Here is a 26287-nt window from a genome sequence, read left to right on the forward strand (position 1 = left end):
CCCGCCGGGGTTCAGCCCGTACCCACCCCTCGTTCCGGACTTTTGCTCGGGTTCGTCCGCTACCGGACTCCGCCCGGCTTCGCCCGTCGCCTGGCTCGTGCGCTCCCGGCACAGAGATCCTCTGAAACGGGGAACTCACATGACCGCCAACCAGACCCGCGCTGACGGCGCCATCATCGCCGCAGCGACCGGACTCGCCCTCGTCCTGATGTTGCACCATCCGACCTCACTCTCCACCACCCACGACGACGGACAGTTCCTCAGCGACTGGAGCAATGGCTTTGTTCACGCCGCCATGATCGGCTGCCTCCTCGCCCTCGCCATCGGGTTCGATGGCGTGAAGCGACAACTCGACGAAACCCGCATCCTGACCCGCACCGGCGCGCTTCTCCTCGGCGCGGGCTTCCTAGCCTTGGCCGGGGCGGCGTTGGTCAACGGGTTCGCGACCGGACGACTGCTGGCGTCGACCTCGGACCCCGCCGTCCGCGAGGCCGGCGGACGCGCCTTCTGGGCACTCAACCAGAGCCTCACCGCCCTCGGCACGGTCCTGGTCGCTCTTGGCGCCGCCTCATGGACTCCCGGGCTCTGGCGCCGGTCCTTGGCAGGTCGCGTGGCGGCGGCTCTGGGCGTCGTGATTCTCGGCCTCGCCCTCTGGCACACGACGACGGACGGCGACTTTGGCCTGCAGGTGGCGGTCGCCGCCATGGCCGCATTCGCCCTCTGGTCGCTGGCCGTCGCCGCGACCATGATCCTCGCCCGCCCGGACAGAGAGATCGAATGACGGAACAGCATCACGCGGCGGCCATCATGCCCACCCACGAGTTCGACGCCAGCACCGCCTTCGACGGCCGGCTCGGGTTCGAGGTCATCAGCGATCACGGCGGAACCCTCGTCCGCATCGGCCGCGTCCTCGGGTGACCGCGCGACGGCCGCGCTTTCCTTGCCGGCGCCCCCGTGGCATCGGTCGAGAATGCCGTCGCCCCTCCAGCCCTTCGACGCCGCCCAGGATCTCCGCGACGCCCCCCGAGCGGCTGGTCCGCGCCAGCGCCCCAAGGACGCCGCCACCCTGATCCTGGTCCGGAGCGGCAAGAGGCCCCAGGTGCTCATGGGACGCCGCGCGCCGGGCCATGTCTTCATGGCGTCCAAATGGGTCTTCCCCGGCGGCCGCATCGACCGCGCCGACTTTACCGCGGCTGCGGGCGCTGAACCCTCCGGCCCCACCCGCGCCCGTCTCGAAGCCGAACTGGCGCCGCATCGCGCCCGCGCCCTGTGCCTGACCGCCGTGCGCGAGACCTTTGAGGAGACCGGACTGATCCTCGGCCGCCTTGCCCCGCCCGCCTCCGTCGCCGGACCGTGGCGGGAGTTTCGTCAGGCCGGCGCCCTGCCAGACCTCGCGGCCCTGTCCTACATCGCCCGCGCCATCACCCCGCCCGGCCGCACCCGCCGGTTCGATGCCCGCTTCTTCATGGCCGACGCCTCCGCCCTCCTGGCGCCAGAACCGACCGCCGGATCGGGCGAATTGGACGAGATCGCCTGGCTCCCGCTGGACGAGGCCCGCACCCTCGATCTGCCCGCGATCACCCGCTTCGTCCTGGCCGAGGTCGCCGAGCGGATTGTCATCCCGGACGGCGCGCAGCGACGAGCCGGGACGGATCGCCCCCTCCCGTTTGTCCGCATGGTGCGCGGCGCCCATCTGGTGAGCCATGACTGAGACCGTCACCCTGCGCCTGACCATCGCCGATCCGGTGCCGGGCCTGCACTACTGGCGCCAGGACGCGAAGAACGCGCCTCACGACATCCGCCTGTCGACCGAGGCGCCCCTGACCTTCGACATGCCCGTCGATCTGCGCCCCGACGGCAGGCTGGGCGGGACCTTTGTGCGTCGGGAGGGCAAGGAACGCCGCTTCGTCTACATCGCCATCGGCGGCGCGCTCCCGGGTTTGGCCGTCGTCAGCCGCCGCGCCAAGATCGACGTCCACGACATCCCCGCCGACCTGCTGAAACCCGGTGCCGTGATCGCGACCACCCTCCCCGGCCGGGGCAGGGACGGCACTCCCGCCTGCGCGACTGTGCGTCCGCTCTCTCCATGGCGCGCTATCGGCTGATTGGCGCCCTGTTCCGGCCACGGTCCGCCGTCAGCGTGGCCGCACCGACGGGGAGGATCTGTGTCGAACGCCGGCCTGAGTATCTCTTATCGGCGCTCGCCCGCCGCCCGCCGATCGTCGTCGCGCCGCGCTGCGGTGCTGGCGACCTCGATCCTGCTTCACGCGCTCGTCCTGACGCCGCTGGCCATCGGCCTGTTCGCGGGCGATCCCCCGGTCTTCACCGAGACCCCCGACCTCCCGATCTTCGTCGAGATGGAGCCGCGCCCGCTGCTGCAGGGCGAGACCGCCCGCGAGCCCGCGCCCACCAGCGCCGCTGCCCGCGAAACGGTCCCGGTCCTCGGCGAGGCCGTGCCATCCGTCGCCCGCGACCGCACGCGTGAGGACGAGGACGAGGACCGCCCCACTCCCCCGGTCCCGCGGATCGGCGCCAGCCCCCTCGTCGGACCGCCCCCAGCCTCCGCCGACCCCTGGCAGGTGACGCCCGAGGGAATGGCCGCCGCGGTCGGCCGTTCGATGCGCCTCGGCGCCGGTGGCTGCCGGACGATGGACGGCCGCCTGTCCGCCTCGGAACAGCAACTCTGCGACGACCGGTTCAACGCGGCTGCCGGCCGCGCCGGTCCGCTCGGCCCGCGCACCCTGACGCCCTCGGAACAGCGCCGCGACGCCCAGTTCGCCCGCGACGGCGCGGCCGCTCTCGCCGCCCATGACTCCCTGCGCGGAGCCCGCTCCGGCGTCGGCATCGTCATGTCCAGCCCCGACTGCCCGGGCGGCAATCTGCGAAGCTCCTGCGCCGGCGCCCACCTGCGGCCCGGCTTCGAGATGACGGACGAGCGCCTGCGCAACAATCGCAAGATGGAGTAGCCGACGGCTCCTTAAACGGCCCAGCCGTGGTCCGGGCAGAAGGCGTCGTGCGCTGCGGCGCCCATATCGATCATGAGGTTGGCGCTGGACGCCACGATCCAGACCATCAGGCTGACCGCCAGGATGGCTGCGACCGTCTTGCCCTCTCTGGACGACAGATAGGTGATGAAAAAGTCCAGCATCAGCATCCCCACGGCACGCCGCCATCGTCTCCCTTGCCCGCAAAGCCGTCAACTCTGGATGCGAAAAGGGCGGCCCCGTCTCCGGAGCCGCCCTCTTCAGTCTTCAGCTTGCGAAAGCGATTACTCGCTCTCGGCCAGCTCCAGTTGCAGTTCCGCCGGCAGGGGCTCGACCGCCGCTTCGCGGTTGTTGGTCAGGACCGCGTCGCGTTCGTTGGCCACCTTCTGCAGGGCGCGCAGATAGGCGCCCGTACCGGCCGGGATCAGTCGGCCGACGATGACGTTCTCCTTCAGGCCTTCCAGCATGTCCTTCTTGCCGTGGACCGAGGCGTCGGTGAGGACGCGGGTGGTCTCCTGGAAGGACGCCGCCGAGATGAAGCTGCGGGTCTGCAGCGACGCCTTGGTGATGCCGAGCAGGACGGGCTGGGTGGTGGCGATCCGGCCGCCACGCTTCTCGACCTTCTCGTTCTCCAGCACGGCCTCGGCCACCTCGACCGTGTCGCCGCGGATCAGGGTGGTTTCGCCCGAGTCGAGGATCTCGACCTTCTGCAGCATCTGGCGGACGATCACCTCGATGTGCTTGTCGTTGATCGGCACGCCCTGCAGTCGATAGACCTCCTGCACTTCGTTCACGAGATACTCGGCCAGCGCCTCGACGCCCTGAATACGCAGCAGATCGTGCGGATCGGGGTTGCCGTCGATGATGTAGTCGCCCTTCTGGATCAGATCGCCGTCGTGGACGGAGATGTGTTTGCCCTTGGGGATCAGGAACTCGACCGGTTCACCCTGTTCGCCATCGGCGTTCAGTTCCGGCGTGATCTTGATGCGGCGCTTGTTCTTGTAGTCGCGACCGAATTCGACGCGGCCGTCCATCTCGGCGATGACCGCGCAGTCCTTGGGACGACGCGCTTCGAACAGCTCGGCCACCCGCGGCAGACCGCCGGTGATGTCGCGGGTCTTGGCGCCCTCGGTCGGGATACGGGCCAGGATCTCGCCGGGCTTCACCTCGTCGCCGTTGGCGACCGACAGGATGGCGCCGACGGGCAGCAGGTAGCGGGCTTCCGAGCCCGAGGCCAGCTTGGCGAACTCATCGCCCTTGGTGATGCCCATGGCCGGGCGCAGGTCCGAACCACGCGGCGAGGCGCGCCAATCGATGACGACGCGCTGGGCGATGCCCGTCGCCTCGTCGGTCTCTTCCTTGAAGGACAGACCTTCGACCAGATCCTCGAAGCGAACGGAGCCACCGACTTCGGTGATGATCGGGGTGGTGTAGGGGTCCCACTCCGCCAGACGCTGGTTCTTCTTGACCTCGGAGCCTTCCTTGACGCGCAGGCGGCCGCCGTAGGGAATCTTGTAGCTTTCACGGTCCTTGCCATCGACCATGACGGTGACGACGACGTTGCGGCTCATCGAAACCAGATCGCCGTGGGCGCCGGTGACGGTGGGGCCGACAACCTTGACGACGCCGGCGTTGGTCGCCTCGTAGAACGAGGTTTCCGCCACCTGGGCCGTGCCGCCGATGTGGAACGTCCGCATCGTCAGCTGGGTGCCCGGCTCGCCGATGGACTGCGCCGCGATGACGCCGACCGCTTCGCCGATGTTGACGTTGGTGCCGCGCGCCAGGTCACGGCCGTAGCACATGCCGCAGATGCCGGCTTCGGCCTCGCAGGTCAGGGCCGAACGGACCTTGATGGACTGGACACCCTCGCGGTCGATGACCTCGACGATGTCCTCCACCAGATAGGTGTCGGCGGGGAACAGGACATTATCGGTGCCCGGCTCCTTGATGTCCTCGGCGTTGTAGCGGCCCAGGACGCGTTGACCCAGAGAGACCAGGACGTCGCCGCCCTCGACGACGGCGCGCAGGGTGATGCCCCGCGTTGAACCGCAGTCTTCCTCGGTGACGATCGAGTCCTGCGCCACGTCCACCAGACGACGGGTCAGATAACCCGAGTTGGCGGTCTTCAGCGCGGTGTCGGCCAGACCCTTGCGGGCGCCGTGGGTGGAGTTGAAGTATTCGAGGACGGTCAGGCCTTCCTTGAAGTTCGAGACGATCGGGGTCTCGATGATCTCGCCGGACGGCTTGGCCATCAGGCCGCGCATCCCGCCGAGCTGCTTCATCTGGGCCTGCGAACCACGGGCGCCGGAGTTGGCCATCATATAGACCGAGTTGATCTCGGCGGTACGACCCGAGGCCAGGACGCGCGGTTGCGCGATCTCGCCCATCATCTCGTCGGCGACCCGGTCCGTGGCCTTGGCCCAGGCGTCAACGACCTTGTTGTACTTCTCGCCCTTGGTGATCAGGCCGTCGGCGTACTGCTGCTCGTATTCCTCGACCAGGGTGCGCGTGGCGGCGACGATCTCGACCTTCTTGGCCGGGATCACGATGTCGTCCTTGCCGAACGAGATGCCGGCCTTGGCGGCTTCCTTGAAGCCCAGACCCATCATCTGGTCGGCGAAGATCACCGTCGCCTTCTGACCGCAGTGGCGATAGACCACGTCGATCAGGTTGCCGATTTCCTTCTTGGTGAGGTTCTTCTCGAGCAGGCGATAGCCGACGTTCGGGTTCTGCGGCAGCAGGGCGCCCAGCTTCATCCGGCCTGGCGTCGTGTCGATCACCTTGGTGATCTCGTTGCCTTCGGCGTCCTGTTCGCTCCAGCGCGCCTTGATGCGGGTGTGCAGGGTCACCACGGCGGCGTCCAGCGCCGCGTCGATCTCACCGATGTTGGCGAACAGCTTGCCTTCGCCCGGCTCACCGTCCTTGACCAGCGACAGATAGTACAGACCCAGGACGATGTCCTGCGACGGCACGATGATCGGCTTGCCGTTGGCCGGCGACAGGATGTTGTTGGTCGACATCATCAGCACGCGCGCTTCGAGTTGCGCCTCCAGCGACAGCGGCACGTGGACAGCCATCTGGTCGCCGTCGAAGTCGGCGTTGAAGGCGGCGCAGACCAGCGGGTGCAGCTGGATGGCCTTGCCCTCGATCAGCTTGGGCTCGAACGCCTGGATGCCCAGACGGTGAAGCGTCGGCGCGCGGTTCAGCATCACCGGGTGTTCGCGGATAACCTCTTCGAGGATGTCCCACACCTGGGGCTGTTCGCGCTCGACCATCCGCTTGGACTGTTTGACGGTGCCCGAAAGGCCCTTGGCGTCCAGGCGCGCATAGATGAACGGCTTGAACAGCTCGAGCGCCATCTTCTTGGGCAGGCCGCACTCGTGCAGCTTCAGATCCGGGCCCACGACGATGACCGAACGGCCGGAGTAGTCGACGCGCTTGCCCAGAAGGTTCTGGCGGAAGCGGCCCTGCTTGCCCTTCAGCATGTCGGCCAGCGACTTCAGCGGACGCTTGTTGGCGCCCGTGATGACGCGACCGCGACGGCCGTTGTCGAACAGGGCGTCGACCGATTCCTGCAGCATCCGCTTTTCGTTGCGGATGATGATGTCGGGGGCGCGCAGTTCGATCAGGCGCTTGAGGCGGTTGTTGCGGTTGATGACCCGGCGGTACAGGTCGTTCAGGTCGGACGTGGCGAAGCGGCCGCCGTCCAGCGGCACCAGCGGACGCAGTTCCGGCGGGATGACCGGCACGACCGTCAGGATCATCCACTCGGGCTTGTTGCCGGATTCGAGGAAGGCCTCGATCAGCTTCAGGCGCTTGGAGGCCTTCTTGGCCTTCACTTCCGACGGACTGTCGGCCAGCTCGCCGCGGTGGCGCTCGGCCTCCGAATGCAGGTCGATGCCCATCAGCAGGTTGCGCACGGCTTCGGCACCGATCTCGGCAGTGAAGCCGTCATCGCCGAACTCGTCCTGGTAGCGATAGAACTCGTCTTCCGTCAGAAGCTGGTTCTGCTTCAGCGGGGTCAGGCCCGGCTCGGTGACGATGTAGTTCTCGAAGTAGAGCACGCGCTCCACGTCCTTCAGCGCCATGTCCAGCATCAGCGAGATGCGCGACGGCAGCGACTTCAGGAACCAGATGTGGGCGACCGGAGACGCCAGTTCAATATGGCCCATCCGCTCGCGCCGGACGCGGGCCAGGGTGACCTCCACGCCGCACTTCTCGCAGATAATGCCCTTGTATTTCATGCGCTTGTACTTGCCGCACAGGCATTCATAGTCCTTGGTCGGACCAAAGATACGGGCGCAGAACAGGCCGTCACGCTCGGGCTTGAACGTGCGATAGTTTATCGTCTCGGGCTTCTTGATCTCGCCGAACGACCACGAGCGGATCTTTTCCGGCGAGGCCAGGGCGATCTTGATCTGGTCGAAGGTCGGGGTGACCGGGACCGCGTTGAAGATGTTCAGGACTTCCTGGTTCATCTTGTTTTCCTTCTGCGGACTAACCGCGAAAAATTCAGAATGGAGACCCACCAATCCTCCCCCCTTGGGGGAGGTGGCGCGGCGCTTCTTCGCGCCGTGACGGAGGGGGCCCGCCGCGCATTCGGTGTCTGGGGCGGGGGGGGGGGGCGCCCCCCCCCCCCCCCCCCCCCCCCCCCCCCCCCCCCCCCCCCCCCCCCCCCCCGCCGCGCATTCGGTGTCTGGGGCTGCCCCCTCCACCGCTCCGCGGTCCCCCTCCCCCAACGGGGGAGGATTTCTCCCCGTCGCTTATGAGTTCTCCAGCTCCACGTTCAGACCCAGCGAGCGCATTTCCTTGATGAGAACGTTGAAGCTCTCGGGAATGCCCGCCTCGAAGCTGTCGTCGCCGCGCACGATGGCCTCGTAGACCTTGGTCCGGCCGGCCACGTCGTCGGACTTCACCGTCAGCATTTCCTGCAGGGTATAGGCGGCGCCGTAGGCTTCCAGAGCCCAGACCTCCATCTCCCCGAAGCGCTGACCGCCGAACTGCGCCTTGCCGCCCAGCGGTTGCTGGGTGACCAGCGAGTACGGACCGATGGAGCGGGCGTGGATCTTGTCGTCGACCAGGTGGTGCAGCTTCAGCATGTAGATGTAGCCGACCGTGACCGGACGCTTGAACTGCTCGCCGGTCGTACCGTCATAGACGATCGACTGACCCGAACGCTCCAGACCCGCCTTCTCGAGCAGGTCCTCGATGTCCGAGATGTGCGCGCCGTCGAATACGGGTGTCGCGAACGGAACCCCCTTCGACAGGTTCTGCGCCAGCTCGATCAGCTCGTGCTCTTCCTGCGGCAGGGGGGTGTCCTCGCCGTAGATGCCGGTCAGATACTCGATCAGCGCCTGCTTCTGGCCGCCGCCCTGCCAGGCTTCCAGCAGGCCAGCGATCTGCTTGCCAAGGCCAGCAGCCGCCCAACCCAGGTGGGTTTCGAAGATCTGGCCGATGTTCATGCGCGAGGGCACGCCCAGCGGGTTCAGAACGACGTCGACCGAGGTCCCGTCTTCCAGGTGCGGCATGTCCTCGATCGGCAGGATCTTGGAGATGACGCCCTTGTTGCCGTGACGACCGGCCATCTTGTCCCCGGGCTGAAGCTTGCGCTTCACGGCCACGAACACCTTGACCATCTTCATCACGCCGGGGGGCAGTTCGTCGCCGCGCTGGAGCTTCTCGACCTTGTCCTCAAAGCGACGGTCGAGCGCCTTGCGGGCGTCCTCGAACGACTTCTTCATCTGCTCCAGCTCGCCCATCGCCTTCTCGTCGTCCAGGGCGATCTGCCACCACAGGCCGCGCGACAGCTCGCCCAGCTTGGCTTCGGTGACTTCACCGCGGCCCAGGCCCTTCGGACCAGAGACGGCGTTCTTGTTCAGGACCAGCGGACGCAGGCGGCCGTAGACGTTGCGTTCCAGGATCGCGAGTTCGTCGTCGCGATCCTTGCCCAGGCGCTCGATCTCGTCGCGCTCGATCGACATGGCGCGTTCGTCCTTGTCGACGCCGTGACGGTTGAACACGCGCACGTCGACGATGGTGCCGGCGACGCCTGGCGGCAGACGCAGCGAGGTGTCGCGGACGTCCGAAGCCTTCTCGCCGAAGATGGCGCGCAGCAGCTTCTCTTCCGGCGTCATCGGGCTTTCGCCCTTCGGCGTCACCTTGCCGACCAGGATGTCGCCGGGCTGGACCTCGGCGCCGATGGCCACGATGCCGGCCTCGTCGAGGTTGCGCAGGGCTTCCTCGCCGACGTTGGGGATGTCGCGGGTGATTTCTTCCGGCCCGAGCTTCGTATCACGCGCCATCACCTCGAACTCCTCGAGGTGGATCGAGGTGAAGACGTCGTCGCGCACGATGCGCTCCGAGATCAGGATCGAGTCCTCGAAGTTGTAGCCGTTCCAGGGCATGAAGGCGACGAGGGCGTTCCGGCCCAGGGCCAGTTCGCCCAGGTCCGTCGAGGGACCGTCGGCGATCACGTCGCCGACCTTCACCTCATCGCCCACACGCACGATCGGGCGCTGGTTGATGCAGGTCGACTGGTTGGAGCGCTGGAACTTCGACAGGCGATAGATGTCGACGCCCGAACGGCTGGCATCCTGTTCGTTGGTCGCACGGACAACGATCCGGGTGCCGTCGATCTGTTCGACAACACCGTCGCGGCGAGCCACGACCACGGCGCCCGAGTCACGGGCCACGACGGCCTCCATGCCGGTGCCGACCAGAGGCGCGTCCGACTGCACCAGAGGCACGGCCTGACGCTGCATGTTCGCGCCCATCAGGGCCCGGTTGGCGTCATCGTTTTCCAGGAACGGGATCAGGGCGGCGGCGACCGAAACGACCTGTTTCGGCGACACGTCCATCATGTCCACGTCAGCGCGGATCAGCAGCTGGGAGTCGCCGTTGATCCGGCCCGGGACCAGCTCCTCGACGATCATGCCGTCCTTCAGCTGGATGTTGGCTTGGGCGATCGTGTATTTCGACTCCTCCATGGCCGAGATGTAGACCACCTCGTCCAGGGCCTTGCCGTCCTTCACCCGACGGTACGGGCTCTCGATGAAGCCGTACTTGTTCACCCGGGCGTGGGTGGCCAGCGAGTTGATCAGGCCGATGTTCGGGCCTTCCGGCGTTTCAATCGGGCAGATGCGGCCGTAGTGGGTCGGGTGCACGTCGCGGACTTCGAAGCCGGCGCGCTCGCGCGTCAGACCGCCAGGGCCAAGCGCCGAAAGACGACGCTTGTGGGTGATTTCCGACAGCGGGTTCGTCTGGTCCATGAACTGCGACAGCTGCGAGGAGCCGAAGAATTCACGCACCGAGGCTGCGGCCGGCTTGGCGTTGATCAGGTCGTGCGGCATCACCGTGTCGATATCGACCGACGACATGCGCTCCTTGATGGCGCGCTCCATGCGCAGCAGGCCGACGCGGTACTGGTTTTCCAGCAGTTCGCCGACCGAACGGACCCGGCGGTTGCCGAGGTTGTCGATGTCGTCGATCTCGCCGCGGCCGTCCTTCAGGCCGACGAGGATCTGCAGGACCTTCAGCACGTCGTCCTTCTGCAGGACGCGGGTCTCGTCGGACACTTCCGGCGTTTCCAGACGCATGTTCATCTTGACCCGGCCGACGGCCGACAGGTCGTAGCGTTCGCTGTCGAAGAACAGCGAGTTGAACATGGCTTCGGCGGCTTCCGTGGTCGGCGGCTCGCCCGGACGCATCACGCGATAGACGTCGAACAGAGCGTCGTCGCGGCCGGTGTTCTTGTCCACGCGCAAGGTGTTGCGCATGTAGGCGCCGACCGTCACGTGGTCGATGTCCAGCACGTCGATGGTGGTGAAGCCACGCTCTTCGAGCAGCTCGATGATCGGAGCGTCGAGCTCGTCGCCGGCCTCGGCGTAGATTTCGCCGGTCTCGTAGTTGACGGCGTCGGCGGCCAGGTAGCGGGTCACCAGGGCGTCAGCCGCCAGCGACAGCGACTTGGTCGTGTCGCCCAGCTTCTTGGCCGCACGGGCCGAGATCTTCTGGCCGGCCGAGGCGACGATCTCGCCGGTGTCGGCGTCGACCAGGTCGAACTCGGGCTTCACGCCCTTCCAGCGATCCGCCTTGTAGGGGGTGACCCAGCCTTCGCCGCGCTTCTCGTAGGGAACGGTCTCGTAGAAGGTGCGCAGGATCTCCTCGCCGTCCATGCCCAGGGCATAGAGGAAGGTGGTCGCCGGCAGTTTGCGGCGACGGTCGATACGCACGAACACCACGTCCTTGGCGTCGAACTCGAAGTCCAGCCACGAGCCGCGATACGGGATGACGCGGGCGGCGAACAGCAGCTTGCCCGAGCTGTGGGTCTTGCCCTTGTCGTGGTCGAAGAAGACGCCCGGCGAGCGGTGCATCTGCGAAACGATCACCCGCTCGGTGCCGTTGACGATGAAGGTCCCCTTGTCCGTCATCAGGGGGATGTCCCCCATGTAGACGTCCTGTTCCTTGATGTCCTTGACCGAGCGCGCGCCGGTTTCCTCGTCCGCCTCAAAGACGATCAGACGCAGCTTGACCTTCAGCGGCGCGGCATAGGTCATGTCGCGCTGGATGCATTCCTCGACGTCGTACTTGGGGTCCTCGAACTCGTAGGACACGTATTCCAGCACAGCGCGTTCGTTGAAGTCCTTGATCGGGAAGACCGACTTGAAGACCGCCTCGATGCCCTGTTCCTTGCGGACGCCCGGACGAACCTCGCGCTGCAGGAACTGTTCGTAGGAGGCGCGCTGGACCTCGATCAGGTTCGGCATCGCCACCGCTTCGGGGATACGCCCGAAGGACTTGCGGATGCGCTTCTTGCCGGTGAAGGTCGTGGCCGATGCGATCTGACCATTGATGGTGAGACCGTTCAGGACGTCAGTCATTCTGTTTTCCCATTCGCGGGTCCGGGGGAGACCACGCGCAAAATGCAGCAGCCACGGCAGTGCGAGCAGCACGCCGTGACAATCGGTTTCGGCCTCCACCCTCGACTCGCTTTCGCGGTCAGGAGGCCTGAAATCTGGTGAGCTCCCTGGGTAAGGAGCCACGCCTTCGCTCGGTCGGAGGGCGACGGACCGGGCCTCGGCGCTTTCGCGCAGACTCATGGGGAGTGTTGCGGAACGCGGACATATACGCGCTTCTCAGGCGAAATAAAGGCCCGCACGCCGATTTCCGGCATCTTCGCAAGAGCTTTTTCGACTGCTAGCGTCGCCGCATGAAAATCATCCCCATCGTCGTCGCTGCCGCCGCCCTCGCCGCCTGCGCCACCGCGCCGGAACCTGTCGCCGTCGTCGACCCGACCGTCCACTCGACGCCCGCCGAGTACGAGGCCGGTCAGGCCGCCTACCTCGCCTGGAACGGCGCCCGTCGCGGCTGGACCACCACGGCCACCGGCCTCCAGTACCTCCGTGAAGGCGCCGCCCATCCCGAGGGTGCTCAACCGACCGAGACGTCGACCGTCCGGGTCCACTACGAGGGGACCTTCATAGACGGCAGCAAATTCGACTCCTCCTACGACCGGGGCGAACCGGCCGAATTCCCGCTGAACCGGGTCATCAAGGGCTGGACAGAGGGTGTCGCCCTGATGCGTGTCGGCGAGACCTTCCATTTCGCCATCCCCGCCGACCTCGGCTACGGCGCCCGCTGGGTCGGCGGCGACGAACTCCCGCCCAACTCGACCCTGCTGTTCAAGGTCGAACTGCTGGAAGTGAAGTAACAAAACTTCCGCTCATCCCCGCGAAGGCGGGGACCCAGTGCTTTGGGCGATGACTGCCGACGTTGCACGCGGGTGCCTGTCTCACACGCTCTGCCTCACCACAGAACTGGGTCCCCGCCTTCGCGGGGATGAGCGGATCGGGATGACTTGACGGATTGTCGCACCCGGCGCTGATAGGCGACCTGTTCATCTCCGGATTCCCAGCATCATGAAGCGTCTCGCCGTCTCCGCCTGTTTCGCGGCCCTCCTTCTCGCCTCGGCCTCGCCGACCTTCGCCCAGACGGCGCTTCAGACGCCTCCGACGCCCCAGCCCATCCCCGCCGTCGTCGATCGCGCCTGGTCCGGCGTCGTCCGCCTCGACGTCGACGCCACGGACCTGAACCGCCGCATCTATCGCGTGCGCGAGACCATTCCGGTCGAGGCCGCCGGCCCGATGACCCTGTTCTTCCCGGAATGGCTGCCCGGCAACCACGGCCCGGTCGGCCCGGTGACCCAGCTTGCCGGCCTGACCTTCACCGCCGGCGGCCAGCGCATCGAATGGGTGCGGGATGCGCTCAGCCCCTACGCCTTCCACATCGTCGTTCCGGCCGGCGCCACCGAACTGGTGGCCGAGTTCCAGCACCTGTCGCCGACAACCGGGGCCCAGGGCCGCATCACGATGACGGCCGAGATGCTCAACATCCAGTGGGAGAAGATGCTGCTTTACCCAGCCGGTCGCTTCCACCGGAACATCACCATCCAGGCCGGCGTCACCCTGCCCGAAGGCTGGGAATACGGCACGGCTCTCCGCCCCGACAGCTCGACCGGCACCACCACCACCTTCCAGCCGGTCCCGCTCGACGTCCTCGTTGACAGCCCGATGTTCGCCGGCGACCACTATCGCCAGATCGACCTCGACCCGGGCGGCCGCTCGCCCGTCCTCCTCAACATCGTCGCCGACGCCGACGAAAACATCGCCCCGACGGACGAACAGATCGGCATCCTGCGCACCCTGGTCGTCCAGGCCGACCGCCTGTTCGGCACGCGCCAGTACGACCACTATGACTTCCTCGTCGCCATGACCGATCGGATGGGCGGCATCGGCCTGGAGCATCACCGGTCGTCGGAGAACAGCGTCGATCCGGGCTTCTTCACCGACTGGGACAGCAAGCTCGGCGACCGCGACCTGCTGGCCCACGAATACACCCACTCCTGGGACGGCAAGTACCGCCGCCCGGCGGGTCAGGATGTCGCCAACTTCAACCTGCCCATGCAGAACGAGCTTCTGTGGGTCTACGAGGGCCAGACCCAGTTCTGGGGCAAGGTTCTGGCCGCCCGCTCGGGCCTGCATAGCCGCCAGCAGGCGCTGGACGCCCTGGCCATGGACGCCGCCACCTATGACAACACCGTCGGTCGCGAATGGCGGGCGATGCAGGACACGGTCAACGACCCGATTATCTCCCAGCGCCGCCCGATCGGCTGGCGGTCCTGGCAGCGCAGCGAGGACTACTACGTCGAGGGCCAACTGATCTGGCTCGACGCCGACACCCTGATCCGCGAGCAGACCAAAGGCCGCAAGTCGCTCGACGACTTCGCCCGCGCCTTCTTCGGCGTCCAGGAGGGGAATTACGACGCGAACCCCTACACCTTCGAAACGGTCGTCGAGACGCTCAACGGCGTCATGGAACACGACTGGGCGACCTTCCTGCGCACCCGTCTGGACGGGCACGGTCCCGGCGCGCCGCTGGATGGCCTGACGCGCGGCGGCTACCGTCTCGTCTATACCGACACGATGAGCGACTATCAGAAGACGCTCTGGGCCGAGTACGGCCGCAACGACTTCATCTATTCGCTCGGCTTCATGACCGGCGCCGACAACACCCTCTCGAGCGTCCAGTGGAACGGTCCGGCCTTCGAACAGGGGTTGGCGATCGGCATGCAGATCATCGCCGTCAACGGCGAGGCCGCCTCCGCCGCCACCCTTCGCGTCGCCGTCACCGCCGCCAAGGGCACGGACCAGAAGATAGAACTCATCGTCCGCGACGGAACCCGCTACCGCACCGTGGCCTTCGACTATCACGAGGGCCTGAAATACCCGCACCTGGAGCGTATCGAAGGCGCCCCCGACCGGCTGGGCGACCTGTTCACGGCAAGGCGGCGGTAGTCCGACGGATGTGGTTCTCCCTCCCCCTCGGGGGAGGGTGGTCGAAGCGCAGCGGAGACCGGGTGGGGGCGGCAAGGTAAAACCCACAGCTTGCGTGTCCGCATCGCTATGCCGCCCCCACCCCGTCGCTACGCGACGACCCTCCCCCAGGTGGGAGGGAGAAGCCCTCCCCCTTGCCCCTCCCCCAAACCGCCGATAATCCAGGTCAGCCGGCCGGGCGTTGACCGGCCGCCAGCCACGGCGACGACACCCGCATGAGCCCTTCCCGCAACGACAATCTCGAAGCGGCGCTGGCGCGGGTTTTCGAGGATCAGAACACCAGGGCCAGCTGGTTCGCCCTGACCGGCGGAGAACTGCTGTTCTCGGCCGGGGACGAGCCAGACAGCCTCTATCTGGTTCGGTCCGGCCGCCTCGGCGTCTTCCGTCAGGACGAGGATCAGCCGCCCCAGTTCCTCGGCGTCATCACGCCCGGGGAGCCGGTCGGCGAAATGGCCCTGATCGCCGGCACGCCGCATTCGGCCAGCGTCGTCGCCCTGCGCGATTCCGAGATCCTGGCCCTTCCGCGCGACGTCTTCTTCGAGGCCGTCCGCACCCATCCCGACGTCATGATTGAGCTGTCCCGACTGATGCTGCGCCGGGCCCGCGAGCGCGCGCCGGGCGTCACCGAACCCAGTGTCTTCGGCTTCATCTCGGTGCGCGGCCGCCCCATCCGCCCCTTCGTCGACCGCCTCGCCGCCGCCGTCGAGGCCCAGGGCCACACCTGCCAGGTCATCGACCACTCGGCCCTGTCCTCGGTCTCCGAATGGTTCTCGCGCATGGAGGACAGCCACGACTTCGTCCTCTACGTCGCCGAACTGGATGAGTCGTCTTGGGCCAATCTCTGCGCGCGCCAGGTCGACCGGCTGTTCCTCATCGGAGACGCCCTGACGGCGCCGCCGGCCAACATCCCGATCCGCACCGCCCACGGCCTGCAGCAGTTCACCGACCTGATCCTGCTGCGCGACCCCCGCATGCGGCGCCCGGCCAATACGGCCGTCTGGCTGGACGCCATCAACCCCGGCCGCTGGTTCCACGCGATCGAGGGCGACGCGGCGGACGCCGCCCGCATCGCCCGGATCGTTACCGGCCGGGCCGTGGGTCTCGTCCTGTCCGGCGGCGGCGCCCGCGCCTATGCCCATATCGGCGCCGTCCGCGCCCTGCACGAGGCAGGGGTGCGGTTCGACTTCCTGGGCGGTTCATCCATGGGCGCCGTCATCGCCGCCGGCCCTGCCCTGGGCTGGACCGACGAGGAGCTGGACGCCCGCATCCGGACCGCCTTTGTCCGCTCTGATCCCCTCTCGGACCTCGCCTTCCCGATCATCGCCATGACCCGCGCCGGCAAGGTCGCCCGCCTGCTGCAGGACGCCTATGGCGAGATCGACATCGCCGACATGCCCCTGCCCTTCTTTGCCGTCTCGTCGAACCTGACGAGCGGCCGGATCGAGGTGCACCGTCGGGGCCTGCTGCGCCGGGCCATGCGCGCCTCCATCTCCATTCCCGGGGTCATGCCGCCGGTCGTCATCGACGGCCAGGTGCTGGTCGACGGCGCCGTGATCAAGAACTTCCCTACCGACGTCATGCGCCAGATGAATGCGGGCCCGATCATCGGCGTCGACATGTCCCAGACCCGCGGCGTCGATCCCGCGACCCTGGCCAATCCGCCGTCCTGGTGGCGCTGGATCGTCTCCGGAGCCTGGAAGAAGGGCCCGCCGATCGTCTCGGTGCTCATGCGCTCGGCGACCATCACCACGGACGCCGACATGGAGAGTTCGCGGGCCGACACGGACCTGTTGATCCTGCCCGAACCCAACGGCTCCGACATTCGCGACTGGAAGGTTTACGACCCCGTGGTCGCGGCAGGCCATGCGGCTGCGGTCAAGGCACTGGCGAAACTGGAAGGGCCGATCGAGACCCTGCGCCAGCGCGCCGACGCGACGGCCTCGCCCCTGGACCAGGGCGACCCGGAACCGGCTGTCGCCTGACGGGCGAAAGGGGGGATGGTACCGCCTCTCAGGCTTGAACTGAGGACCTCCGGTTCCACAAACCGGCGCTCTAACCAACTGAGCTAAGGCGGCGCAGCGGCCCCCCCCGAAAGTCGGCCGATCGAAGATCGGACCGCGGGAAGGGCTACGCGAGGCGCGTGTCTAGCGTCGCGGGAGACGACGATCAAGACCGCTTCGGCGCCTCCAGCCTATCCGGCAACGAAAAACGCCCCGAGGTTTCCCTCGGGGCGCATTCCCTGGTCCGTTTCCGGGCCATGTCCTAGTCCGGCAGGTTGAACCTGACGGTGAAGCGAACCGTACCCCCGGTCGCCACGCCGTCGACCGAACGGGGCGACAGACGGGCACTGCGGGCCGCAGACAGGGCGGCGCGACCGAAGCCGGCGCCCGACGGCGTTTCCGAGACGATCGAGCATCCGGAGACGCTGCCGTTCGGGTTGACGGTGCAGCTCAGATCGGCGCTGCCCGACAGACCGCGCTCAAGAGCACGATCCGGATAGGTCGGGCGGGGCTGCGAGGCCCAGCTCGGGTTCGTGATCACCGGCGGCCGAACCGGAGCCGGCGGGGCCGGCGGCGGCGGAGGGCCGGGGACGATCACGGGCGGACCCCGATACTCGACCCGGTCTTCCTTCTTCGTCGGCTCGATCGGAAGCGTGATCGGCGGCGGAGGCGCCAGGGTGTTGATCACCGGCGGACGGACCTGCAGCTTGGGCGGCGGCGGGGTGTCCGGCGGAGGCGGAGGCGGCGGGGGCGGCGGCGGCGGGATCGGTTCAACGATCTCGACGTCCACGGCGTCGTCCGAATACTCCTGGATGCGCAGCTCGAACTTGGTCTTCTGCAAGTAGAAGATCATGATCGCGAAGAGGACCGTAACGGTCGACAAGGCGATCAGCCAAACTCCGGGGGAGACCCCCATGAAACCCTTCTTGCGAGGGGCGTCATAGCGACTGCGATGATACTCAACGGGTGTGTCAGTCATCGTCAACCTCCCGCCGGCGTCGAGTTGTCTTCGCCGACCAGGGCGACGCTGTAGAAGCCGTTGTCCTGCAGGGCGTTCATGACCTGCATGAAGTCGCCGTACCGGGTCTGCTGGTCGCCACGGATGAAGATACGCTCTTCTTCCGGGTTACGCGTGCGGATCAGGCGCCGCAGATCATCCCCAAGCTGTTCGGGGCTGCTGCGTCCGTCGCCGATGAAGACGTCGCCATCGTTCTGGATGGAGATGAACACCGGCTTAGGCGGATTCTCCTGCGGCGGGGCCACGGCCGTCGGCAGCTTCACCTCGACCGACACGGTGGCGAGAGGCGCCGCCACCATGAAGATGATGAGGAGAACCAGCATGATATCAACGAATGGCGTGACGTTGATGTCGCTCTGCTGCTCGACGTTATACTTGCCGCCGCCGCCGCCTGAAAGTTTGGCGGCCATCCGTCTTACGCTCCCTTGTCGAGTTGACGCGAGATGGCGTTGACCAGTTCGGCGTTGAAGCCGTCCGAACGCGTGCCGTACGCCGAGATGCGTGTGTTGAAGTAGTTATAGAAGATAACGGCCGGGATAGCGGCGAACAGGCCGATACCGGTGGCGAGCAGGGCCTCGGCGATACCCGGCGCGACGACGGCCAGGTTGGTCGTGTTCGACTGTGCGATACCGATGAAGGAGTTCATGATGCCGTAGACGGTGCCGAACAGACCCACGAACGGGCCGGTCGAACCGGTCGAGGCGAGGAACTGCTGACCACCCGAGAGGCGGGCGGCGAGGCCGGCCTGAACGGCGGCGACGGCCTGTTGAGCGCGCAGCAGAGCCGAATCGCTATGGTCGCCGTGGACATTCAGACCCGCCTGACGGGACAGCTCGATTTCTTCGGTGGCCGCGGCGGCCATGTCGGCCAGCGGGTTGCCGTCGAACTCGTCGGCGGTGGCGACACGACGCATGTCAGCGATCGTGCGGGCGCCGCGGAAGGCTTCGAGGAACTGGTCCGTCTTGCGGTTCAGACCGCCGAACTCGATCAGTTTGATGAGCAGCAGGGTCCAGGAGAAGATCGAGGCCAGCAGCAGGCCGATCATGACGATCTTAACGACGATGCCGGCTTCCAGGAACATGGATATCGGCGTGATGTCGCCGCCGTGTCCGCCCGAGACGGCGTCGCCAACCGATTCCGGATCAGCTTCGGGAGCGCCTTCGACGATCGGAGCGGGGGTGGCGGCGGCCGGAGCGGCAGCAGCGGCGGCAGCGGCGGCGGGAGCCGCGGTCGCGTCAGGGGCTGCCGGGGCTTGCGCCAGAGCCGGCGAGCCCGCCATCAGGACGGCGGCGCCGGCCAGGGCGAGAAGGGTGTTGGTCTTAATCATGTGTCGCCAGTTCCTGCTTTTTTGGTCTGACTCGTGGAACCCAGGATCGGAGCGCGTCAGGGGCGCTCCGCCCTCTATGAAATCGGTTGTGTCCCGCCGATCGGCCAGGTGGCCTAAAGCGGAACGCCTTCTGTCGCATCCGGTTGCCCGAGAGCACCATCGGCGGGTTGGTCGAAGCCTTGGAGCACGAGGCCCGGCGGGCGTTCGGCCGCTCACGCAAAGAAAGCGGTCAAGCTCCTTTGGCGAACCGATAACAGAGCGTCAAGGCTTCAGAGGTGCTTTTCGCCCCGCGAGCGAGCCCCGGACCCGAATCCCCGCAATGTCTTACCCCTGCTGCGTTTCGGCGTTACGTTAACTGCCCCGTCCATACCAGATCAGCATCGAAGGCTTACGTTTGGGAATGGTCGGGTCTTCCGCTTGGGAAGGATGGTGCCTGGAGGCGGGTTCGAACCACCGACACATGGATTTTCAATCCATTGCTCTACCAGCTGAGCTATCCAGGCCACGCGTCAAAACGCGAGAGGCGGGTCTATAGGCGAGCCGAAACGGGGTGTCCAGAGCAGGATCGAGCGGAGATCAGTCTTCGTTTTCGGGATCGGCGTCGGGGATGCCTTCGTCCGTGTCCGGCAGCACATAGGACCCCACCAGCCAGCGCTGCAGGTCCACGTCGGCGCAGCGCTTCGAACAGAAGGGCCTGTAGTCCTCGGCGGTCGGATTCTTGCGGCAGATCGGACAGGTCGCCATTCGTTCAGCCCTCCTCGACCGTGAAACGCCCGGCCACGACGACGGGGTCCGCCTTCAGAGCCGCACGGGGTCCAAGCCGCGCGACCAGAGGCGCAGCGGCCGCCGCCTCGTCCGGGCTGCATCGGGCGGTGAAGCGCGGCGTGGCGGTGTCGGACAACATGGCGTGCCTCAGGGATCGCGCGACATCGATCGCCCGCGTGGCGACGGACCGCCGCCCGCCCGCTTCCAGCAAGATGTCTTCCACGGGTCGCGTCCGCCACGGCAGGGCCAGTTGCAGCAGGCCGAACCGGCTCAGGGGCCCGACCGTCGCATCGTCTCCGGCGAAGGCCGTCTTCGCCATCTCCGTAACCTGCGCCGGATCCAGCGTCGTTCCCACAAGATCGACGGCGACCAGCCCGCCCCAGCCGCTCAGCCGGATCATCCGCGCCGCCTGGATCAGACCCTGTCGATTGGCCTGCCTCCGACCCTTGCGCGCATCGCGTCCCGGCAGATGCGCATAGTCTATGTCCACGGCGATCAGCGCCCGCGTCCGCTGCACCGCCAGGTCCAGCGCCCATTCGGCGAAGAAGTCCCCCGACCCCAGCGCTTCTTCCTCGGCGTCCCAACTGGCCTGGATCGCCGCCACGCCCCGAATCGGCTCGACCCCGGGGGCAGCGCAGCGCAGCCTCTCGATCACATCCGGCCCGGGCGCGATCAGCCGGGGTTTCCCCTCCCCCGCCCCCAGGCGTTTCAGCGCCGGCCCCTTGGCCTCGCGCCGTTCCGCCGTCACCTCGACCTCGACAATCTCGCCGGCCTTCAGGCTCTCGCCCTTGCCGAGCGGCAGGAACCCCGCCGGACCGTCGCAGCCCAGGTCGATGAAGGCGGCGCGAAAAGCGGTATCGGCCTCGATCACCCGCCCCACGCTGCGCGCGCCCAGGCGATGTTGAGCCGGATCGTCGTCTCTCTGGATGATCAGCCGTTCGAACCGGCCGTTCCGCATCACGACGCCCCGGACCTCTCCGGGCGTGTCGTCCAGGAAGACCTCGACCTCGCTCATCTGCGCCAGCCGGCGCCCGCCAGCAGGTTGACCGTCTCCGGCAGGGGCAGGCCCATCACCGCCGGATGACTGCCGATGATCTTCAGCACGAAGGCGGCCGCGGGCCCCTGGATGCCATAGCCCCCGGCCTTGCCCTTCCAGTCGCCCCCGGCGACGTAGTCCGCGATCTCGGCGTCCGAAAGCCGCTTGATGGCGACGCGGGTATCCACGACCCGATGGGTCACCCGCTCCCCGACCGAGACCGCTACGCCGGTGAACACGCGATGATTCCGTCCCGACAACAGACGCAGGAATTTTTCGGCCTCCGCCGCATCGGCGGGCTTTTCCAGCAGCCGGCGTCCGACGGCCACCACCGTGTCGGCGGCCAGCACCACGGCGTCCGGCGACCGCGCGGCGACGGCCTGCGCCTTCGTCCGGGCCAGACGTACGGCCAGCCGCGAAGGCGTTTCGTCCTTCAGCGGCGTCTCGTCGATGTCGGCGGGATCGATGCGATCGGGGGTGATCCCGATGAGCGCCAGCAGTTCGATGCGGCGCGGGCTGGCCGAGGCCAGCACCAGTTCAGCACGGGCCATGCAGCCCCGTCCTTACTTGAAGCGATAGGTGATACGGCCCTTGGTCAGGTCATAGGGCGTCATCTCGACCAGGACCTTGTCCCCCGCCAGCACGCGGATGCGGTTCTTGCGCATCTTGCCGGCGGTGTGGGCGATGATTTCGTGATCGTTCTCGAGCGTCACGCGGAACGTGGCGTTCGGCAGCAATTCGCTGACCGTACCGGGAAACTCGAGCAGTTCTTCCTTAGCCATGCGGCCTCTCGCGCCCTTGAATACGAATCAAGGCCCGCGCCGGACGAAAGCGCGAGCCGTAAGAAGTCGGCGCTAATGCACCAAAACCGGCGGCTAGTCGAGTTCAACCCCGCCGATACAACGCGCACACCAGCGTAAACAGCCGTCGCGCCGTCTCGTGGTCGATCTGGACCTTGCCGTCCAGCCGGGCCTTCAGCAGTTCGGCGCCTTCGTTGTGCAGCCCCCGCCGGCCCATGTCGACGGCCTCGATCTGGCTGGCCGACGACCCGCGCAGGGCCTCGTAATAGCTGTCGCAGATCATCAGATAGTCCTTCAGCACGCTCTTCAGCGGCGTCAGGCTCAGGGCATAGGTCCGCGTGTAATCCACCCCGGTGATGTCGAAGACCAGCCGGTTGTCCTGCAACGACAGCTTCAGGCCATAGGGTCCGCCTTCCGACCCTTCGGGCTCGAACGAGTTCTTCTCGATCAGGTCGAAGATGGCGACGCGGCGCTCGTGCTCGATCTCCGCCGTCGCCGACGGCAGGGTCGCCTCGTCCAGATCGACGGAGGCCAGCCGGTGATCACTCACGGCTCCATCCCGGCCGAGGGCGCGTCCAGGTGCGTCGGCGCGACCCGGGCGGGCCAGCGTTCCGACAGGTCGGTCACCACGGCGTCCAGGCATTCGACGTCGACCCTCAGGTCCCCGCCGCCGGCGAACATCAATATGGCCCGGCCGCCCGGCGCCTCACCCTCGAAGAAGTGGATGGCCAGCAGTTCCAGCGGCGCGTCGGGCAGCCTCGGCAGGCCCCGGCTCTTGACCGCCAGCACATCGCCGAACTGCATGGCGGCGCGCACCCGCGTCCCGCCGCACTCCCAGCAGAACCGGCTCAGCTCGATCGTCAGCCGCCTCGCGCCCTTTTCCCAGACGATGTCGGCCGGCCTCAGGATCGCGTCCTGCAGCGCCGCCGAAATGATCGCCAGGTCCTCGCCGTCCTCGGCCAGCAGCCGCAGGGGCTCGTTGGCGCCGCCGCTCAGGGTGCGACTCGCCTCCTGCGCATCCCGTTCAAGGGCTTCAGTGGTCATCGCCCGGTCCTTCCACAGGCGGGCCCTTGACCCGCCGGATGTCCGCCCCGCATGCGCCGAGCTTCTCTTCCAAACGCTCGAACCCGCGATCCAGATGATAGACCCGACCGATATTGGTTTCACCCTCGGCGACCAGACCCGCGATGACCAGGCTGACGGAGGCTCTCAGGTCCGTCGCCATGACCGGCGCGCCCTTCAGTTTCTCGACACCCGTGACATGGGCCTCGCCCGCATGGACCGAGATGTCGGCCCCCAGCCGCGCCAGCTCCGGCGCGTGCATGAAACGGTTCTCGAAGATGTTCTCGTGGATCACGCTGACCCCGTCAGCCGTTGTCATCAGGGCCATGAACTGGGCCTGCAGGTCGGTGGCGAAGCCCGGATAGACCTCGGTCGCCACATTGACCGCCTTCAGGCGTTGCGACGGATCGCGCTTCACGATGACCCCGTCCGCGGTCGGGATGACCTCGACGCCCGCCTCGACCATCCGGTCGGTCAGGGCCGTGATCAGCTCCGGCCGGCTCCGGGTCAGCCGCACCTCGCCCCCGGCCATGGCGGCGGCGCAGGCGTAGGAGCCCATCTCGATCCGGTCGGGGATCACCGACCACTCCCCGCCGTTGAGAGAGGTCACCCCCTCGATCGTCAGGGTGTCGGTGTCGATCCCCTCGATCTTCGCGCCCATCATCACCAGACAGCGGGCCAAGTCGCCGATCTCCGGCTCCCGCGCGGCCCGCTTCAGCACCGTCGTGCCCCGCGCCAGGGTCGCGGCCATCAATGTGTGTTCGGTCGCGCCCACCGAGACGAACGGAAACTCGATCTCGGCCCCGATCAGCCCCCGAGGCGCCGTGGCGGAGACATAGCCCTCCTCCAGCTCGATCAGGGCGCCCAGTCGCGTCAGGGCGTCGATATGCAGGTCGACCGGCCGCGCCCCGATGGTGCAGCCGCCCGGCAGGGACACCTTGGCATGCCCCGTGCGCGCCAGCAGCGGGCCCAGGACGTTGAACGACGCCCGCATCTGGCGCACCAGATCATAGGGGGCGAAAGTCGACGTGATTTCCCTGGCGTCGAACAGGGTCTCCTGCCCGGCACCGTGGCCGTTCTCGGTCACCGCGATGCCGAACTGCTGCAGCAGCCGGCCGAGGAATTTCGTGTCCGCCAGCCGCGGCATATTGGTCAGCAGCAGCGTCTGGTCGGTCAGGATCGACGCCGCCATCAATTTGATCGCCGAGTTCTTGGCGCCGCTGACCGGAATCGAGCCGTGGAGCGGGCCGTTGCCGTGAACCGTGATGCTGTCCATGTCGTCCCTGAAGCCGCAAGGATCGACTGTCCCGGCGAGCCGGCTATCTAGCGCGGTCGCCCCATGTCGCGAAAGGGCCGCCGGCGTTCACGTTGGGTGACGACAATTTCTCCCTCCCCTCGGGGGAGAGTGGTCGGAGCGGAGCGAAGACCGGGTGGGGACGGCAAGGCAAAGCCTCGCACGCCTGTATCCGCATCGCCCTGCCGCCCCCACGCCGCCGCTGCGCGACGCCCCTCCCCCGGGGGGAGAGAGAATCAGTTATCCGGACGGACGCGGCTCGGGGGCCCCGCCTTGCGCCGTCGCAGATTTTCCCTCAACGCCTTGGCCAACCGCACCGTCCTCTCGGCCCTGGCCATCTCCTCGGCGGTCCGGGGCGCGGGCGGCATGGTTCCGGCGGGCGCTGGCGTCGGCGTCTCGGGCGGCTCGGTCATGGCCCTACTCAGCCTCGGGAAAAGTTTCGGGGCAAGGGAAAATGGGCTTCCCCCCCGGCAGTGGAGTGGCTATACGGCCGCTTCCTCGGAACAGGCCGCCGTAGCTCAGTGGTAGAGCGCATCCTTGGTAAGGCTGAGGTCGTGGGTTCGATTCCCCCCGGCGGCACCATCTAAGACGTTATTATCCCAGCACTTTCGGGTGCTGGGATAAGCGGTCTCCCCTACTAGTGTTTTCTGCGGGCACACTATGGGCACACGGCCGCACCGAGAAGGGCACCACCCCTTACGCAACAGACTTTGTTGCCGATTGCGCATATGGCCCAACATATCTCGCATCGGGTTTTTCGAATTTCCGACCATCATCATCCGGCAACGCTCGTCACGCGAATGGCTGTTCGCCGCCGGAAAGCGAGCGACCGGGGAGCCCCCCTAGAGTCTGGGCACCGTGTCCCAACTGGTGGTTGGCTGGTCAGTCACCCGAAGGTACGCTGAACGCCCGTCTTGCATTCATTGGATGCTCTACGGTATGACTGCAGAGCATCTTCGGGTGCAGACGTCCCATGCGCTTCCGGCCTGAGCGCTTCCCAAGGGGAGCAGGAGGAATGGAGCCCCCGCCAACGTCGAAGCCAATTTTGCTAAAGGCTTTCGGCTCGGTTGCGTGTCTTGAGCGTCGGGCTGGTTTCTAGAGACCCCCCGCCGTTGGCCTCGCAATCGTAGGACATGAAGGAGAGAGGACTTCTCTCCGGTGACGAGGCAAGATCGAATTCCGCTGAGGCGGCTGACTGCGGTCAGCCGCCGACGCCGAACTCGAAACTTCAGATGCGGATGTAGTCGTTCGGCGCGATGTTGAGGTGCGGTTTTCCCGACCAGTTCGCTTCGACGTCATGGCAGCGGGTGAACCGACCCGCCAATGGCTTGTTTCCCCTGCTACAGTCGTAGTGGAAGCAGCGGTCGAAAGGGGCACCGAACCGTCGCGACCCTGCAAGAAGGCAGATGTCCGGGTGGTTGCTGGTAGGCCGAGCGTAGGCGTGCCGAGCGCTTCCGGGGGCATGAAACTCGACACGACGGCGATCGACATAGCAACGGCGCACTTTCCCGTGGATCATTTGCGGTGGGTGGCGGCGGTCAATGGCTTGGGTCGTCGCGACGATCGCCGCCCCGGCATCGGCTCCTTGCGCAACGGCGTCATGGAAGACGCTAAGCTCTCGAACCAGGGCTGAGGAACTGAAGTTCTTCAGCGGTAGGAGGAGCGGTGTCCGATTGTCTTTCTCGCGGAGCTCCTTGGTTAGTGGCTTGAACACCGCCCGCGCGAGCAGGCAGGCTTCGCGGAGGAGCACGATCAACGCATTTCGACTCTGTTTCGTTGTAGTTGCGGTGGTCGCGTCCAGGCTCCATTCGACCGGGATCACCAGCACAGCCGGAAATACCGCTTGCAGGGCCGCTGTCTGAGTTGTCGGCCCGACCGCGATCATGGCGAAGGCGGTATCCGCTAAGGCATTGTGGTGATCGCCTCGCAATCGATCCGTGAGAACGTTGACAAGGCGGTTGACCTGAGCTGCGGCGGAACCGGGGTGGGTGGTGTTCTTCGCTGGCGAGGATACGAACTCCGCCTCATCCCCGCAGATAGCTAAGCGTTGGTCATAGACGCCGTCGTAGATCGCTGCAGGAATTCCGGCGAAAGCAAAGACATGGGTCAT

At 66.8% G+C, this 26287-nt stretch carries 23 protein-coding genes and 3 tRNA genes; 10 read left to right on the forward strand and 16 right to left on the reverse strand.

Going from position 1 to position 26287, the window contains the following annotated elements; genetic code table 11:
• Window positions 1–139 precede the first annotated feature (139 nt).
• The 5 genes from ACP7AB_RS03315 to ACP7AB_RS03335 are packed head-to-tail and all read left to right on the forward strand — an operon-like array spanning window position 140 to window position 2966.
• Window positions 140–781: a hypothetical protein gene (locus ACP7AB_RS03315; protein ID WP_425987537.1), complete on the forward strand. Its 642-nt coding sequence runs from the start codon at window positions 140–142 to the stop codon at window positions 779–781.
• Complete coding sequence (locus ACP7AB_RS03320; RefSeq protein WP_425987539.1) at window positions 778–918, forward strand: hypothetical protein; 141 nt, start codon at window positions 778–780, stop codon at window positions 916–918. The genes ACP7AB_RS03315 and ACP7AB_RS03320 overlap by 4 nt, the downstream gene beginning before the upstream one ends.
• A 52-nt stretch (window positions 919–970) precedes the next feature.
• Window positions 971–1711, forward strand: a complete 741-nt coding sequence (locus ACP7AB_RS03325; protein ID WP_425987541.1) for an NUDIX hydrolase — start codon at window positions 971–973, stop codon at window positions 1709–1711.
• The gene (locus ACP7AB_RS03330; protein ID WP_425987543.1) at window positions 1704–2105 is read left to right on the forward strand and encodes a DUF5990 family protein; all 402 of its coding nucleotides are present in this window, start codon (window positions 1704–1706) and stop codon (window positions 2103–2105) included. The genes ACP7AB_RS03325 and ACP7AB_RS03330 overlap by 8 nt, the downstream gene beginning before the upstream one ends.
• Window positions 2106–2165: 60 nt before the next feature.
• Window positions 2166–2966: a hypothetical protein gene (locus ACP7AB_RS03335; RefSeq protein WP_425987545.1), complete on the forward strand. Its 801-nt coding sequence runs from the start codon at window positions 2166–2168 to the stop codon at window positions 2964–2966.
• A gap of 11 nt (window positions 2967–2977) precedes the next feature.
• On the opposite strand, the gene ACP7AB_RS03340 is transcribed toward ACP7AB_RS03335, so the two are convergent.
• The 3 genes from ACP7AB_RS03340 to rpoB form a co-directional block, all read right to left on the reverse strand.
• Complete coding sequence (locus ACP7AB_RS03340) at window positions 2978–3148, reverse strand: hypothetical protein (protein ID WP_425987547.1); 171 nt, start codon at window positions 3146–3148, stop codon at window positions 2978–2980.
• 120 nt (window positions 3149–3268) lie between these two features.
• Complete coding sequence (rpoC, locus tag ACP7AB_RS03345) at window positions 3269–7462, reverse strand: DNA-directed RNA polymerase subunit beta' (protein ID WP_425987549.1); 4194 nt, start codon at window positions 7460–7462, stop codon at window positions 3269–3271.
• A gap of 285 nt (window positions 7463–7747) precedes the next feature.
• Window positions 7748–11863, reverse strand: coding sequence for a DNA-directed RNA polymerase subunit beta (gene rpoB / locus ACP7AB_RS03350; RefSeq protein ID WP_425987551.1), 4116 nt, complete (start codon window positions 11861–11863; stop codon window positions 7748–7750).
• Window positions 11864–12192: 329 nt separating this feature from the next.
• On the opposite strand from rpoB, the gene ACP7AB_RS03355 reads away from it, so the two are divergent.
• The 3 genes from ACP7AB_RS03355 to ACP7AB_RS03365 all read left to right on the forward strand — a co-directional run bounded on the left by ACP7AB_RS03355 (window position 12193) and on the right by ACP7AB_RS03365 (window position 16857).
• Window positions 12193–12693 carry an FKBP-type peptidyl-prolyl cis-trans isomerase gene (locus tag ACP7AB_RS03355; protein WP_425987553.1) on the forward strand — a complete coding sequence of 167 codons (501 nt, stop codon included), beginning with the start codon at window positions 12193–12195 and terminating at the stop codon, window positions 12691–12693.
• A 208-nt stretch (window positions 12694–12901) separates the two neighbouring features.
• Window positions 12902–14836: a M61 family metallopeptidase gene (locus ACP7AB_RS03360; RefSeq protein ID WP_425987554.1), complete on the forward strand. Its 1935-nt coding sequence runs from the start codon at window positions 12902–12904 to the stop codon at window positions 14834–14836.
• A gap of 254 nt (window positions 14837–15090) precedes the next feature.
• Window positions 15091–16857, forward strand: coding sequence for a patatin-like phospholipase family protein (locus ACP7AB_RS03365; protein WP_425987556.1), 1767 nt, complete (start codon window positions 15091–15093; stop codon window positions 16855–16857).
• A gap of 16 nt (window positions 16858–16873) precedes the next feature.
• Here ACP7AB_RS03365 and ACP7AB_RS03370 read toward each other — a convergent pair.
• From ACP7AB_RS03370 to murA, 12 genes are all read right to left on the reverse strand, one after another.
• Window positions 16874–16950: transfer RNA gene (locus ACP7AB_RS03370), tRNA-His, on the reverse strand.
• 187 nt (window positions 16951–17137) lie between these two features.
• Entirely contained in the window at window positions 17138–17854 is a 717-nt protein-coding gene (locus ACP7AB_RS03375; protein WP_425987558.1) for a TonB family protein, read from the reverse strand.
• Between the two features lie 2 nt (window positions 17855–17856).
• Window positions 17857–18303 carry a biopolymer transporter ExbD gene (locus ACP7AB_RS03380; RefSeq protein ID WP_425987560.1) on the reverse strand — a complete coding sequence of 149 codons (447 nt, stop codon included), beginning with the start codon at window positions 18301–18303 and terminating at the stop codon, window positions 17857–17859.
• A 5-nt stretch (window positions 18304–18308) separates the two neighbouring features.
• Window positions 18309–19220, reverse strand: coding sequence for a tonB-system energizer ExbB (gene exbB / locus ACP7AB_RS03385; protein WP_425987562.1), 912 nt, complete (start codon window positions 19218–19220; stop codon window positions 18309–18311).
• A gap of 427 nt (window positions 19221–19647) precedes the next feature.
• Window positions 19648–19723, reverse strand: a tRNA-Phe gene (locus ACP7AB_RS03390).
• Window positions 19724–19796: 73 nt separating this feature from the next.
• A complete protein-coding gene (locus ACP7AB_RS03395) occupies window positions 19797–19964 on the reverse strand; it encodes a DNA gyrase inhibitor YacG (protein WP_425987564.1) in 168 nt (55 codons plus the stop codon).
• A gap of 4 nt (window positions 19965–19968) precedes the next feature.
• Complete coding sequence (locus tag ACP7AB_RS03400; protein WP_425987566.1) at window positions 19969–21000, reverse strand: hypothetical protein; 1032 nt, start codon at window positions 20998–21000, stop codon at window positions 19969–19971.
• Complete coding sequence (locus ACP7AB_RS03405; protein WP_425987568.1) at window positions 20997–21572, reverse strand: Maf family protein; 576 nt, start codon at window positions 21570–21572, stop codon at window positions 20997–20999. The genes ACP7AB_RS03400 and ACP7AB_RS03405 overlap by 4 nt, the downstream gene beginning before the upstream one ends.
• A gap of 12 nt (window positions 21573–21584) precedes the next feature.
• On the reverse strand, window positions 21585–21803 hold the full coding sequence (gene infA, locus ACP7AB_RS03410; RefSeq protein WP_008261544.1) for a translation initiation factor IF-1: 219 nt from the start codon (window positions 21801–21803) through the stop codon (window positions 21585–21587).
• Window positions 21804–21906: 103 nt separating this feature from the next.
• Window positions 21907–22371, reverse strand: a complete 465-nt coding sequence (locus ACP7AB_RS03415; protein ID WP_309628980.1) for a UPF0262 family protein — start codon at window positions 22369–22371, stop codon at window positions 21907–21909.
• Window positions 22368–22865 (reverse strand): DUF2948 family protein, encoded by a 498-nt coding sequence (locus ACP7AB_RS03420; RefSeq protein WP_425987571.1) that lies wholly within the window; start codon window positions 22863–22865, stop codon window positions 22368–22370. The genes ACP7AB_RS03415 and ACP7AB_RS03420 overlap by 4 nt, the downstream gene beginning before the upstream one ends.
• Window positions 22855–24159 carry a UDP-N-acetylglucosamine 1-carboxyvinyltransferase gene (gene murA / locus ACP7AB_RS03425; protein ID WP_425987573.1) on the reverse strand — a complete coding sequence of 435 codons (1305 nt, stop codon included), beginning with the start codon at window positions 24157–24159 and terminating at the stop codon, window positions 22855–22857. Before murA ends, ACP7AB_RS03420 begins: the two co-directional genes overlap by 11 nt.
• 291 nt (window positions 24160–24450) lie before the next feature.
• Between murA and ACP7AB_RS03430 the strand changes: the two genes are divergently transcribed.
• Both ACP7AB_RS03430 and ACP7AB_RS03435 read left to right on the forward strand, forming a co-directional pair.
• Window positions 24451–24705, forward strand: a complete 255-nt coding sequence (locus ACP7AB_RS03430; protein WP_425987575.1) for a hypothetical protein — start codon at window positions 24451–24453, stop codon at window positions 24703–24705.
• Window positions 24685–24759, forward strand: a tRNA-Thr gene (locus tag ACP7AB_RS03435). Before ACP7AB_RS03430 ends, ACP7AB_RS03435 begins: the two co-directional genes overlap by 21 nt.
• A 646-nt stretch (window positions 24760–25405) precedes the next feature.
• Here the strand turns inward: ACP7AB_RS03435 and ACP7AB_RS03440 are convergent.
• The gene (locus ACP7AB_RS03440) at window positions 25406–26287 is read right to left on the reverse strand and encodes a hypothetical protein (RefSeq protein ID WP_426046092.1); all 882 of its coding nucleotides are present in this window, start codon (window positions 26285–26287) and stop codon (window positions 25406–25408) included.

This window comes from Brevundimonas sp. TWP3-1-2b1, from assembly GCF_049896165.1.
GTDB classification, from domain to species: domain Bacteria; phylum Pseudomonadota; class Alphaproteobacteria; order Caulobacterales; family Caulobacteraceae; genus Brevundimonas; species Brevundimonas subvibrioides_B.